The 12,418-nt window shown below is 59.8% G+C and carries 11 protein-coding genes and 2 pseudogenes; 11 read left to right on the top strand and 2 right to left on the bottom strand.

Going from position 1 to position 12,418, the window contains the following annotated elements:
- Nucleotides 1-99: 99 nt before the first annotated feature.
- From EV147_RS25115 to EV147_RS26035, 5 genes and pseudogenes are all read left to right on the top strand, one after another.
- On the top strand, nucleotides 100-867 hold the full coding sequence (locus tag EV147_RS25115) for an SDR family oxidoreductase (RefSeq protein ID WP_130393943.1): 768 nt from the start codon (nucleotides 100-102) through the stop codon (nucleotides 865-867).
- 42 nt (nucleotides 868-909) lie between these two features.
- The gene (locus tag EV147_RS25110; RefSeq protein WP_130393942.1) at nucleotides 910-1,368 is read left to right on the top strand and encodes a cupin domain-containing protein; all 459 of its coding nucleotides are present in this window, start codon (nucleotides 910-912) and stop codon (nucleotides 1,366-1,368) included.
- A gap of 553 nt (nucleotides 1,369-1,921) precedes the next feature.
- Nucleotides 1,922-2,673: pseudogene (locus tag EV147_RS25105) on the top strand (isochorismatase family cysteine hydrolase).
- A 57-nt stretch (nucleotides 2,674-2,730) separates the two neighbouring features.
- A complete protein-coding gene (locus tag EV147_RS25100) occupies nucleotides 2,731-3,735 on the top strand; it encodes an alpha/beta fold hydrolase (protein ID WP_198680362.1) in 1,005 nt (334 codons plus the stop codon).
- An 843-nt stretch (nucleotides 3,736-4,578) separates the two neighbouring features.
- A complete protein-coding gene (locus EV147_RS26035; RefSeq protein ID WP_157994725.1) occupies nucleotides 4,579-4,737 on the top strand; it encodes a hypothetical protein in 159 nt (52 codons plus the stop codon).
- A 386-nt stretch (nucleotides 4,738-5,123) separates the two neighbouring features.
- On the opposite strand, the gene EV147_RS25095 is transcribed toward EV147_RS26035, so the two are convergent.
- The gene (locus EV147_RS25095; protein WP_130393941.1) at nucleotides 5,124-6,152 is read right to left on the bottom strand and encodes a hypothetical protein; all 1,029 of its coding nucleotides are present in this window, start codon (nucleotides 6,150-6,152) and stop codon (nucleotides 5,124-5,126) included.
- A 597-nt stretch (nucleotides 6,153-6,749) separates the two neighbouring features.
- Between EV147_RS25095 and EV147_RS25090 the strand changes: the two genes are divergently transcribed.
- Nucleotides 6,750-7,067 carry a hypothetical protein gene (locus EV147_RS25090; RefSeq protein ID WP_130393940.1) on the top strand — a complete coding sequence of 106 codons (318 nt, stop codon included), beginning with the start codon at nucleotides 6,750-6,752 and terminating at the stop codon, nucleotides 7,065-7,067.
- Nucleotides 7,068-7,590: 523 nt separating this feature from the next.
- Here the strand turns inward: EV147_RS25090 and EV147_RS26030 are convergent.
- The gene (locus EV147_RS26030; protein WP_157994724.1) at nucleotides 7,591-7,767 is read right to left on the bottom strand and encodes a hypothetical protein; all 177 of its coding nucleotides are present in this window, start codon (nucleotides 7,765-7,767) and stop codon (nucleotides 7,591-7,593) included.
- Between the two features lie 269 nt (nucleotides 7,768-8,036).
- On the opposite strand from EV147_RS26030, the gene EV147_RS25085 reads away from it, so the two are divergent.
- The 5 genes and pseudogenes from EV147_RS25085 to EV147_RS25065 all read left to right on the top strand — a co-directional run bounded on the left by EV147_RS25085 (nucleotide 8,037) and on the right by EV147_RS25065 (nucleotide 12,418).
- Nucleotides 8,037-9,710, top strand: a complete 1,674-nt coding sequence (locus EV147_RS25085) for a PRTRC system ParB family protein (RefSeq protein WP_130393939.1) — start codon at nucleotides 8,037-8,039, stop codon at nucleotides 9,708-9,710.
- Nucleotides 9,711-9,779: 69 nt separating this feature from the next.
- Nucleotides 9,780-10,226, top strand: a complete 447-nt coding sequence (locus EV147_RS25080; protein ID WP_130393938.1) for a PRTRC system protein E — start codon at nucleotides 9,780-9,782, stop codon at nucleotides 10,224-10,226.
- 11 nt (nucleotides 10,227-10,237) lie between these two features.
- A pseudogene (locus EV147_RS25075) lies at nucleotides 10,238-10,466 on the top strand (PRTRC system protein C).
- An 85-nt stretch (nucleotides 10,467-10,551) separates the two neighbouring features.
- Nucleotides 10,552-11,685: a PRTRC system protein F gene (locus EV147_RS25070; RefSeq protein WP_130393937.1), complete on the top strand. Its 1,134-nt coding sequence runs from the start codon at nucleotides 10,552-10,554 to the stop codon at nucleotides 11,683-11,685.
- Nucleotides 11,686-11,698: 13 nt separating this feature from the next.
- Nucleotides 11,699-12,418 (top strand): PRTRC system protein B, encoded by a 720-nt coding sequence (locus EV147_RS25065; RefSeq protein ID WP_130393936.1) that lies wholly within the window; start codon nucleotides 11,699-11,701, stop codon nucleotides 12,416-12,418.

The raw sequence follows: 12,418 nt of genomic DNA, 5'->3' as shown, positions 1-12,418 counted from the left end.
CAACCGGCGCAAGACTGGAACGGCACAATGGGTCATCACTCCCTACTATTCAGTCATCCCTGCAACAACGCAGGCCTAAACGAATACCAGGAGAGTCGTATGCAAGCAAAACAGAAGATCGTCATTGTCGGTGGCACTGGACTGATTGGACGCAAGGTTGCGGCACTGTTACTCGCCGCCGGCAATGAAGTTGTCGTCGCTGCGCCCTCCACGGGTGTGGACACTTTCACTGGGGAAGGCCTGGCGGAGGCGCTGACCGGCGCCAATGTCGTGATTGACGTCAGCAACGCCGCATCCTACGACCCTACCGTAGTTAAAGCCTTCTTCGAGACGTCGAGTCGTAGTCTTGCCGTCGCTGAAGCGTCAGCCAAAGTACAGCACCACGTGGTGCTTTCGATCGTTGGCGTGGACCGCATGCCGGATAACGGCTACTTCCAGGGCAAGGTTGCACAGGAGGCGGTTGTGACCGCAGCGCCTACGCCATATACGATTGTGCGGGCGACGCAGTTCCTTGAGTTCCTGACTGCCATCGCCGACGGCAGCGCCGTGCAAAACAAAGTCCGCCTGCCAGGTGGCCTATTCCAACCGATCGCTGCCGACGATGTAGCGGGATTTCTCGCAGAGATTGCCGTCGGCACGCCGATTAACGGAATTCTTGAAATCGCGGGTCCGGAGCGCGCACCGTTCGACAACATCATCCGCAATCATCTGGCCTTGATTGGTGATGCACGTGCGGTCGAGCGCGATCCGGCTGCGACATACTTCGGCGGCACCGTCACGGAACACTCGCTGGTCCCGCTTGGCAAGGCACGCCTTGGCACGACCACACACGCGGCCTGGTTGCAAGGTTGGCAGGCCGCTCGCTGACTAGCTGCGTCACTATTCACGTTATCCAACCGGAGTTGCATTATGAACAAGCTCATCGCCTCGCTGCTGTTCGCTACCCTGCCGCTGCAGGCGGCATTCGCTCAGGACCACTCAGCCCATCAGACATCGGCCGCGCCGAGCGCATTTGCCATACTGACCACTGGCGTCAAGGTGACGCCGGTGTATCAGCAAGCCATTCCGAACATGCCCGGGAAGAGTATCAAGGGCGTGCTTGTCGAGTACGAGCCCGGCGGCGTCAACGCGGCGCACACACACGCCAAGTCCGCGATCATCTACGCGACCGTGTTGGAAGGTTCGGTATTGAATCAACTGAATGGCGGACCACTGCGCACCTATACCAAAGGACAGAACTTCACCGAGATGCCCGGCGATCGGCACGATGTCAGTGCGAATGCGAGCAAGACCGAGCCGGCAAAGTTGCTGGCGGTGTTTGTAGTGGATACCGATGATGTTGTGCTGACGACGCCGCTGAAACAGTGATGCAACTGTAGATCGCCCTGCCGCCGTTGATGTGGTCACCATACTCCGATCATTGGAAGCGCCGCCTGGCTTTCAGGGGAGTGTCCTGCGAAGCTCCAGCCAACGAAGGTGACCCTGTCGACCGGCTCTATTTGAGCCGGTAGCTGCATGGCGAAATCCATCGACACTAAGTTGGATGCAATGAGCTTCCTTGGGAAGCGACTACGTGGATGGGAAGGATGGGGCAGGGGTCCATTCTAGGCGCTCGCCTGGACTGGGCGACCTGAGGGACGATTGATTGGTGCGTTGAGAACAACAACGTAGTTCGCTGCCGTGTCTAGTGCCTGCGGAACCTGACGACTAAGCTTCCGCCTAGCAAGTTGGATATTGATCGTTGCGTATCGATGCATCGAGGTGCTACGAATCGGGCATCGACATCGAAGTTGACGATGTCAACTCTCGTTCAAGAGAAAAAATGACCGAGCGAAATTACTATATGGAGAAGGAGGCGCAGTTGAGGTGCGACAAGTACCGACGCTTCGCCTTCCGCTGGGCGGCTGCACTCGCGGTGGCGATGGCAAGTATTGCGACTGCCACCGCGCATCCGGAGCCGATTACGCCAGCGCAGTATGTCGATCCGGTTCAGCGCGCGATGCCCGTGCCCACAATGACGCTCGACATGGAGCGCACCTCGTTGGTCGTGATCGATCCTCAGATTGACTTCATGAGTCCGGAGGGTGCCGCCTGGCCCGCCGTCGGTGAATCCGTCACGGAGACACGGATCGTGCAGAATTTGCTACGTCTGTTCGATGCCTCGAAGAAGGCCGGTATCGTCGTCGCGATTTCGCCTCATTACTACTATCCGCACGATCACCGCTGGAAGTTTCAGGGCCCGGCCGAACTCTTCCAGCACAAGATCAAGATATTCGACCGGCCCAGTTCGCTGAGCCTGGATGGCTTCCGTGGCTCGGGGGCGGACTTCATGCCGAAGTTCAAGCCCTACATCGAGGATGGCCATACCATCATTGCCTCGCCTCACAAGCTTTATGGCCCGCAGGCCAATGATCTCTCGTTGCAGCTTCGCAAGCAGGCGTGACGAAGATCATCCTGGCGGGGATGCTGGCGAACGTGTGCGTCGAGTCACACCTGCGCGAGTTCCTAGAGGAAGGCTTTGAAGTGGCCGTCGTGCGTGACGCCGTTGCGGGCCCAAAGCTTCCCGAAGGGGATGGCAATTTGAGCGCGCTGATCAACTTCCGCTACATGGCTAACGCGTTGTGGACCACCGACGACGTCCTCGCCCGACTAGGGAAGACTGACAAACGCTGACGCATCGCTACCCTGGTCGCCAGTTCCGTTGTACCACCCTTAGTTAATCTTGATGCCATGAAACTCTCGCCTACGCCGCAGCCGTCGACCTCCACGGAAGTCTCCCGTCGCCAACTACTCGTGCTCGGAACGGGTGCTGCCGTCACAGCGGCGCTGCCGCTCGCGGCCCCAGCCACTGCAGCGACTCCCAAAGCACCACGGGGCGGAGCAGCCTCAGAGAAGAATTCCGCTACGAACTACGTCACGACCAAGGACGGTGTCCAGATCTTCTTCAAGGACTGGGGCCCTGCCAATGCGACGCCCATCGTCTTCTCGCACGGATGGCCGCTAAGCTCGGACGACTGGGACGCACAGATGATGTTCTTCCTGTCCAAGGGATACCGCGTCGTTGCTCACGACCGCCGGGGTCATGGCCGCTCGTCGCAGGTCTGGGACGGGCACGACATGGACCACTATGCCGATGACTTGGCTGCGGTGGTGGCTCATCTCGATCTCAAGGGCGCGATCCACGTGGGCCACTCCACTGGCGGCGGTGAAGTCGTGCGTTACCTGGCGCGCCACGGCGAGAAGCGGGCTTCGAAGGCCTGCCTGATCGCGGCAGTGCCGCCGCTGATGCTCAAGTCTGCGTCCAATCCGGAGGGTCTGCCGAAGGATGTGTTCGACGGTCTGCAAGTGCAGACGGCCACCAACCGCGCTCAGTTTTACCGTGACCTGCCGGCTGGGCCGTTCTACGGCTACAACCGAGCGGGCGCCAAGCCCCAGGAAGGCACTATTCAGAACTGGTGGCGGCAAGGCATGATGGGGAGTGCGAAGGCGCACTACGACGGCATTGTGGCGTTCTCGCAGACTGACTTTACCGAGGACCTGAAGAAGATCAATGTGCCCGTGCTCGTAATGCATGGCGATGACGATCAGATCGTTCCCTACGCCGATTCAGGGCCGCTTACGGCCAAGTTGCTAAAAAAGGGCACGCTTAAAACCTACAAGGGCTTCCCGCATGGTATGCCCACTACGCAGGCAGAGGTTATCAACGCCGACCTTCTGGCCTTTATCAAAGCCTGACCGCGTCAGCTACGCACTCCACTTGGCGGGGGAGATTCAGGATTAGGATCCTTCTGCGCTCGACGTGTTCGGCGCCGATGCCATGACGAGTGCGTTACTTAGAAAATTAGTCACGTCCTAGAGGACGTGGCTTTTTGCTTTCGAGAGCAACTCGATCAATGACTGGTTCGCACATGGGATTGGTCATTAGTGGCACGCTATTCGATTGACGCAGTCTGGCCGGTCTTAGTCCTCGGAATTTACGCAGGGCTTGCCGGCGCCAGAGGCGAGTCTCGACCTGTAGCGATCCGTATGTCCTTGCCGTTAGCAGTCATTTGTCAATCGCGGGAAGCGGTGCAGCTCCGCCCCGGTGCGGACTGCAGGGAGGGTGTGATCGCCGAAACGCTCTAAGCAGGCTTGAGTTGTCGAAGCGTACTCTCGTGAGGCAATTCAGTGGGGGCATCTCCAGCGATTCCGTATACTTCCATCCCACTTAGTAAGCCGCCACTTTCGTAGATGAAAATTCCAGCAGGCGCATATTTCGGGTCGAGGAGAAAATCTCCCAGGATGTGAACGCCCGGCGGCGAAGGTTCGCGACCTGTGATCTGGAAGTAGAGGCTTGCACAGCCGCAGGGGCAACGCCACGGTGTGACAGATGCAGTAGCGAGTTGTGGGAGAAACGCCCGGCCATCTGGTTCACCATGCACGAGCATCCAGCGAGCGAGTGACATCTCGGAGACTGACAGCGGTCGATTCATTTGCACTGGACTCATAGTTTGGGTGTGGTGCAAGACATTCAGTTTAGCAGTTCACACACCTTGCCGCCTGAAGGCGTAGCCACTCGCGAGTGGCTCCACAGCCGGTATGGGTGACAAGCAACGCAGCACCAGAAATGAGGCGCTGAAGAAGGCGCGGCGGTATGTCATCGCGACGGCCGCAAGCGGTGGGCTGGAAGCCGTCAAAATGCAATCGTTCTATAATCGTGCAGTAGAAAAAGCGCGGCGTCGCTTTGACGCTGGATAGCGGACGCTCGCTAACCAAATCGCAATGGCCGCTTCTGGCCGGCCTCGGCCGTTAGTCTACCCAGGGAAGAGGCGCAGTCGGCGCCAGAGGCAACTGCCGACCCTAAGCGGCCTCTGGCTGCAGTCTAATCCGACCGCCTAAGGCTGTCTTTCCAGCGCTCGGACCATTGTTGAACCGCCAACTAAGCCACTCGCTAGCCCGCAAGTAAAAGGTACGAGCTTCCATATCCGCGAGGGCATGGATGTGAAAGTGCAAATCGCAGTTCATGCCCATACGCTGTGAGGCTGCCTCGCAAATTCAACCGGTCAACGCAACAGCTTGATGGAATCCTCCAGGGGCAGTCAAGGGCGCCTATCAGGAAGAGTGCAGTTGGACCATAGAATGCGCTAGTCGCAGACGCTGTAAGCGCAGATTCTCCGCTCTCGCAGATGGCATTCGAATACGACCACTACCCCGGCATTTACGGCCTCAGCGTCCCAGATGGAGAAGTCAAGCCGTCTAGGGGGAGGAACCATGACCAAGATGTCGGGCGGTGTCTTGGGTGTGTTCCACCAACCATCCGAAAATTCTTCATACGACATCGGTCGGCGTTCAACCAAGGTCAGTGCAATAGCAGGAAATGAGGTCGGGAAGTTCTCGTACGGCCGCGAAGGGAGCGACTCGGTCGGGTGCATGCGTTCTACGGTCAGCGTCCGGTCGTTGCTGACCGTGTATTCGACGTAACTCCCGTCATAGCTGAAGCCGAACAGCATCGGCAATTCAGGCAAGGGCATGTCTTCGGGGTCGCTCCAGCCAAAGTCCTTCTGACTGAGTCGAACGACCTGCTGTAGCGGGGCGGGGCCGTGCAGGATTCCGGCAAACTGATAGCCGTGCTCTCCACCGAAAGTCGATGCCGATTCACTAATCTCTACCTGATGGGCGAACATGTAGCAAGCGCCGTCGTAGTAAGCGTGCACGAAACGCTCGGGCTTCGTGGGGTCGTTATCGAAACACTCGAGTTCGTAGGGAGAGGAGGGACGCTGTTGCCGGAACTCCATCCTGACCAGTTCGTCCAGCCAATCCTGTGCGTGGCCATATCCGAGCGAGACGGCCTCTTCGAGATACTTGCGCTTCTTGGCGTTGGTGGTCTCAAAATCCAGCCTGTTTGGACAAAAATCGTACGCCATGCACATAAAGTACTTCGCTAGCGGATCTGGTCCGGTTGCGCGCCGTTCGAGTTCCGCTATCCAGGCAGCCTGGTCGGAGTCATCAGCGGCATTCCAGGCCAAAGAGAATAGCGCAGGAGCGAAACCGTCTTCCGCTAGCGCCCTCAGCGACACCAGCGCGTCCGGTCCTTCCCCGGCGTCGAGGCGCTGGAGCACGTCCTCGAAACGGGGGCGAAAAGCTTCCATCCTTTTGTAATATGCCTCGTCCATGACTCTCTTCTTGCTTTCCTTATTGGTGACCTGAAGTGTGGGACATAGATGTGACAACTCAGTCCACTCCGTGACCGCTCCCGGGACCGCGTCGACACGAAGATAGTCGACTATCCACGCGTGACGGCGGAACGTCGAATACGGGTTCGATGACGGTCATCCGCGGAGGAGCGCTTCAGCGTCGCCTTCTGGCCGAACGCGGAAGTTCAGCGGTCGCGGACCGCCGCTGCGGCGTCGAACTTCCGCTTCCGACCCTTAGCGGACCGTTGCGTTGCTCGTGTCTTCAATTAAGCTGCTGAAGGCGTCAGAGACTGTCCTCCCCATCTACGGTCACAAGGACTATGAAGTCAACTACAAGTGATGACCGACGGCTGTTCTACGGCATTATCGATCCGCAAACGGGAGCGCCGGTGCTGCGACAATTCCGGAAGCAGCAGGCCACTAAGCTGCGTTAATCGGGGCGACTCTCGGAGGCTGGGTGGGTCCTTTTCTGATAGCAGTCATCAGTCGTGAAAATCTTTACTTCACAAAGGCTTCACCTTATCCGAACGGCTGATTGCTAGTATGCGGATACCAAGTAGCCAAGAACGGATTTGTATGAGGAAAACGCTGGTTCGAGCTACCATCGGCGTGGTGCTTTTGTTTGTCGTGCTGTTGGTCGTCGCTGCTGGTCTCGTTTTTTATCGCAACTATGACGGCGAGTTGCCTTCATGTGCCGAGCCACCTGAGTTTTACCAGCAGGCGGTACTCGACCACTTCAAGCGCAACGACCTGTCCACCGAGGGCCTCGAATTCATCGAGGGCTCAGTCTACGATTCCCAGCTATCTATGATTGCCTTACGCCAAGGCTGGGGGGAATACTACGCGATTGTGGATTGCCGGGGAAACCTCGAGTTCAGCTGGAAATCGAAATAGGGAAAGGCCCTCACTCGGCTGCGCGGCGCCGCGGAGGGTGTCCAACAAGGACAGCTCAACCGCAATCATGGCACCAGCCTACAGAAATGGGTGCCTAGCTTGGAAAGCCTGAGCCCGAATTGGACCACATGCTTCCAGGCTGCCACCCAAAGTCAACTACCGACCCTAAGCGGGCTCTGGTGTGTAGTCTAGTTCTGACCGCTTATGGTTATCTTTCGAGCACCGGAACCATTGTTTGCACCGCAAACTAGGCCATTGGTTAGCCAGCAAGGCAAAAAGGTATTAGCTTCCATATCCGCGATGGTACTCACGTGAAAGAAGCAGATCGCGGTTCATGCCTAGGCGACCGCTACTAGCCGATCTGAGGCGTCCGACATTCTCGTTCGACTTGAGCGAATGAGGATTAATGCCCCCTTTGCAGTGCCCCACCACGCCACGGTGGTGAATCGCACCGTTCCGTGCGACAGTGCTCGTACTATGCCCTCGGTCAACGAGAGGCAAGCACTTGTACCATCTCTGTGCGTCAGGGCAGCCTTGCCTCGATTGCTGAAAGCCTCTCGTCAAGTTGTCGAACTGCCGCCTCCTGAGCCGCCGCAAGCGCTGCCATGGCCTCGGCAAGCAGTTTGATGCCGAGATCAGGGTTAGCCGTAGCCCTTTGTGCGGCCATTTCCGCTGTTTCCCGAGCCTTCTTGAAAGACATCGCGAGCATCCTATTACGTTTCTATAGAGCAGCAATTGTGACATGTGCGGGCGCTTGCAAAGGATGGCGTTGGGAATTGATCACATGCCTATCCTGCGCTATGATTGCGCTACCTACCGCGTCTTAGACGCATCGACTCCGCACCTCTCGGTGCCAGCTTCTGCAGTACGGTGGCCCCCAGCCTAGTCTGGTAGTCCATCTCATCCACCCCCATCGGGAACCACGTTCCCGGTGCGGCAACGGGTTCCCCATTTCCGCGAGAACCCACAATGCAAAACCCTACTGTTGTTATTGGCAAGATCCGTCCTGGCCGCAATCCGCGCAAGTACTTCGATCCTGTCCAGATGGCTGAACTGACCGAATCCATCCGCATTGACGGTGTCATCCAGCCTGTTCTCATTCGTCCCATCGAGGATGAGGAGCATGGCCACGAGTTCGAAGTGGTGGCCGGCGAGCGCCGTTATCGCGCCGCGATGGCCGCGCACGGCGACAGCTACCCGATCCCGGTCCACATCAAGGTGATGACCGATGCCGAGGCAGATCGACACGCGCTGATCGAAAACGTGCAGCGCGCCGACATGGCGCCTTCCGAGGAAGCCGTGTCGGCTGCGCGGATCGTTGGCGACCTGCGGGGCGATCGCGACGAGGCGGCCCGCCAGCTGGGCTGGTCGCGCTCGACGCTCGACAAGCGTCTGGCGCTCATGAACTGCAGCGAGTCCGTCCTGGAGGCGCTCAACACCCGTACCATCCAACTCGGACACGCCGAACTGCTGGCCACGCTCGCCAAGGACAAGCAAGACAAGCTCCTGCCGGTTATCGTGAGCGAGAAAAAGCCCGTTGCAGAGTTGAAGAAGACGATCGAGGCCGCTGCGTGCAGTCTCGAGACCGCGATCTTCGACAAGACCGAGTGCGCGGCATGTCCGCACAACTCGTCGTTGCAAACGGAAATGTTCGGCGAGGCGATTGCCATCGGCAATTGCACCAACCGCGCATGCTACGACGGCAAGCTCACGGCCAAGCTCGAAGGCATTGCCTATGGGCTCAAGGACGAGTATCCGATCGTGCGCATCATCCGCCCGGGCGACAACCACACCCGGATCCAGCTGAAGGTCGAAGGACCGACGGGCGTCGGCGACGAGCAGGCGAAAGCCTGCCACGCCTGCCAGAACTTCGGGGCCGCCGTCAGTGGCTTGCCCGATTCCATGGGTAAGGTCTACAGCGGCCAGTGCTTCGACACGGTGTGCAACCAGCAGAAGGTGGCCGCCCGGATCAAGGCAGAGAAGGACGCCGCCAAGCCAACCGACGTCAAGCCGGCGACGGGGGGCAAGGTAGCTCCTGCGAAGAAGGGCGATTCGGCAGCCGCGGCCGCCGAGAAGCCGGTCACAGCCATCAGCGAATCCGACAAGGTGAAGACCTATCGGACTGCGCTGTGGCGCAAGGCGCTGCGCAAGGAAGTCGCGCAGAATCCTGACCAGGCGAACGCGTACCTTCTGGCCGTTGCACTGAACGGACTGGCGCGCAACATCGCCGGCGACGTGATGGGCAAGTTCTTCGAGAAGCTGACCGAGCAGAAGTCCTCGTCCTCGTTGCAGGGGTGTCTGACAGCCGTGCACGCGCTGGACGCGCAGAAGCGCCAGCAGTTGACGATCGCGCTGACGGTTGCTGCCATCGATGGCGTGGAGGTGAACAACCTCCGCGAGCTGTGCCGCTATCACAAGCTGGACCTGCGCGCCCACTGGAATCTCCAGCAGGCGCAGGATTTCCTGGAATTGCTCACCAAGTCGGAGATGAAGGTTCTTGCCGACGAGATGGGCATCCGCAAGGCGCTGGGTGACCAGTTCGCCAAGCTGTTCAACAAGTCCAAGCCGGAGGTCATCGCCGGCCTGTTGGCGGTGAAGGACTTCGACTACACCGGCAAGGTGCCGAAGGTCCTGCACTACTAGTCGTTCACCCATGCAGAGGGCGCCCCGGCGCCCTCTGTCCATTCCCTTTCCCCCCAACTCATTTCACCTATGTTCACTGAACTTGCACCCCTCGTGCGTGCGGCCGACAAGGTCGTCCTCACCCTGTCCATGTCGGGCGATGCCATGACTGTCGTAGTCATGCCCGTCATCAAGAACGCCGCGGATGCGGCCCTGACCACGCCCCTGTCGCTGACCGCGACGCCGGCGGAGTTGGACGCCGAGTTCGCCGCGACCCTGACGGGCGTGACGGCTTCGCACCGGTCTCTTGCTGAACAGGCCGAAGCAACGAAATCGATCCTGGACGCCGCGAAGTCGACCCAGTCATCCAAGGCAACGAAGGCGCTGGCCAAGGCGGCCGCGCCCTCGGGCGACGCTGCCGTCGATGAAGACGGCGACGGAGAGGACGGCCAGACGGTGGAAGGTGCGAAAGCGGACGCGAAAGCCGAAGCTGCCGCCCCGGCCGCCACGGGCACCGACCTCGCATCCCTGCTGTAAGGAGACCCGCCATGGCACTCGAAGTCACCAAGCTCAAGCGTGAGTTCTCCTACAACGGCAACGCTGCCGGACGTGAGTCCCCAGTTCTCGCCCGACCAGGTGCGCGATGTCTACGCTGCCCAGTATCCCGAACTGAACACCGCTGCGGTGGACGGTCCGGAGATCAAGGGCGGCGTGGCCCGCTTCACGTTTGTACGCGCCGCCGGCGCCAAGGGCGCGGCATGCGCAAAGCTGATCTGATGAAGGCACTGGCCACCGGCCAGTTCGCCGCAACCACGGAGCCGCCCGCGAGGGCGGTTTTTTTACATTCTGAGGAGACGCAACGATGCTGTTCGACCCTCGGTCGTTTGTTCCAGCGCTCGATGCAGGACAACCCGGTTGGGCGCCTGCGCAACAGCATTCCGTTGCCGGACGTCGACCTGCCCATGATTTTCTGACCCTGCCTGCGGTCTCCGCAAGCATCCCCGCAAGCGGGATACTGACCTTCGGCGACGAGCGGGACATCAACGATCTCGTCATCGCGCAGTTCCGCGCCGGCGTCATCGATGCGAAACACGTATCGAATCCCGCTGGCGTCGGCGACGCGTTTGCTCAGGCGTTCTACGGCTGGCTCGCACCACGCGTCCCGACAACAAAGGTTCTTAGTTTCGACTTTGCCCTCATCGACCATCAGGCTGTCGAGTCCGAGATCTCCGAGTTTGGCTTCGACATGCAAGAGACGTCGGCGCTCTACCTGGGGATCCGCCTTGAGGAGGAGACGGTCTATACGGTGACGGAGGAGCGCGCGGCGGCAATGCGCGCGCTGCATCCGTCGTTGGTCTTCATGACCTTTCAGCTGATTCGGGCTGCCACAGCGAGGTCGCTGCATCTCCGGACGCCCGACGACCTGCTCGACATGTTCGCGCGGTGGCACTGGGAGTTCGAACCGTTGACCGATGACGACGAAGCCCGCGAGGTCCTCAAGGAGCGCTACGGCGGCGACGACCCGGATATCGACCGATATCTGCCGTCCGTTGTCCGTCCGCTGCTGGCGCCCGATGAAACGCTTCCCAGGTGGCAATGGGCGCAGAGCGACCGAAACCTGTCGCTACTGAGCCGGCGCAAGTTGCGTGAACTGGCCCGCCTTGGTGCCAGCGACTGGCGTGGCAGCCTGTGCACCGCGTTGGCAGACCTCGATCTGGCGATCAGCCGGATGGGAAAGGCAACGTTGCTGCACAACGCTCAGTGGGCAGAGCCAGCGTACTCCGCAGCGACCATCGCCTACGCGGAGACCGACTACGTTGGAGAAGTGCTCGACGATCACTTCGAGTGCGCCAACAACAGTGGCTCGGCGACGCTTTTCCAATGCTTCATCCCGTTGGCCGGGAAGACAGCAACGATCCAGGCGCAGTACGCCGTTCTCGATGACACCCTCAAGCTGATCGCGGTACTGGATCGCGTGCTTGAGCATTTCAGTTAAGAAAGGAGGCCACATGGCCAGCATCCTGACCGCATCGCGGTCGCATGACGTGGTCCTCCAGGGGGCCATTTTGCTTTACGGCACCGCCCCGGGCTCGTTCTCGTACGCCACGGCCCATCGTGTCGAACCGGACGACTCTGGTCGCCCGGTGATCGGCGCCGGCGTGCCCCTCAATCGCATGGCGCTCATCCATGCCGTGCGCGAGGTTGCACAGAATGCGCTGCCAAAGGGGGAGTTTCTTCCGGCGAGCGTTCTGTCTATCAGCCCAAGCGCCGTGACTTGGTGGTGCCCACCCGCGATGCGGCGAGTGTTCTTCTCCTGCAAGGAGTTGGGCAAGCGCACAGCGGTGGTACCTCACCCGGGACTGGTCTTTCAGGCGTCGCACGCCGGTTTCGCCGTCTTCGCATTGCAAGGCGACGATCGGCCGGTACCGGACTCGGCGTTGTTCGAGCCACCGTACTTCAACACTTGGGACCACGGGAAAATCTGCATCGGCTCGGCTCACGTGCCCAAGCAGATCGACGTGGCATCCATCGACGGGTGGGAGGCCAGCTTCTTCAAGTCGGCATTTACCCATCCCAATCACGGGGGCAAGCGTCTTGCCTACGAGCGCGGCGAGTACGCCTTCTGGCAGGACATGCTCGATGGTCAGTTCACCGACTATCCGAAGCAAGTCCTCGTTCCCATGCAAAACACGCTGGCCGATCTGATCGCCGGCAAACTGGAGAAGTAA

Origin of the sequence: Cupriavidus agavae (genome assembly GCF_004217045.1) — a bacterium.
GTDB classification, from domain to species: domain Bacteria; phylum Pseudomonadota; class Gammaproteobacteria; order Burkholderiales; family Burkholderiaceae; genus Cupriavidus; species Cupriavidus agavae.
Note: the sequence above shows the minus strand (reverse complement) of the source record. Positions and strands in the feature narration are given on the sequence as shown.

Bases quoted from the DNA above. Each gene is read 5' to 3' on its own strand.
- EV147_RS25065 (WP_130393936.1), top strand. From the start codon at position 11,699: ATGGCCAGCATCCTGACCGCATCGCGGTCGCATGACGTGGTCCTCCAG.
- EV147_RS25080 (WP_130393938.1), top strand. From the start codon at position 9,780: ATGTTCACTGAACTTGCACCCCTCGTGCGTGCGGCCGACAAGGTCGTC.
- EV147_RS25115 (WP_130393943.1), top strand. From the start codon at position 100: ATGCAAGCAAAACAGAAGATCGTCATTGTCGGTGGCACTGGACTGATT.
- EV147_RS25085 (WP_130393939.1), top strand. From the start codon at position 8,037: ATGCAAAACCCTACTGTTGTTATTGGCAAGATCCGTCCTGGCCGCAAT.
- EV147_RS25090 (WP_130393940.1), top strand. From the start codon at position 6,750: ATGAGGAAAACGCTGGTTCGAGCTACCATCGGCGTGGTGCTTTTGTTT.
- EV147_RS25070 (WP_130393937.1), top strand. From the start codon at position 10,552: ATGCTGTTCGACCCTCGGTCGTTTGTTCCAGCGCTCGATGCAGGACAA.
- EV147_RS25100 (WP_198680362.1), top strand. From the start codon at position 2,731: ATGAAACTCTCGCCTACGCCGCAGCCGTCGACCTCCACGGAAGTCTCC.
- EV147_RS26030 (WP_157994724.1), bottom strand. From the start codon at position 7,767: ATGTCTTTCAAGAAGGCTCGGGAAACAGCGGAAATGGCCGCACAAAGG.
- EV147_RS26035 (WP_157994725.1), top strand. From the start codon at position 4,579: ATGGGTGACAAGCAACGCAGCACCAGAAATGAGGCGCTGAAGAAGGCG.
- EV147_RS25110 (WP_130393942.1), top strand. From the start codon at position 910: ATGAACAAGCTCATCGCCTCGCTGCTGTTCGCTACCCTGCCGCTGCAG.
- EV147_RS25095 (WP_130393941.1), bottom strand. From the start codon at position 6,152: ATGGACGAGGCATATTACAAAAGGATGGAAGCTTTTCGCCCCCGTTTC.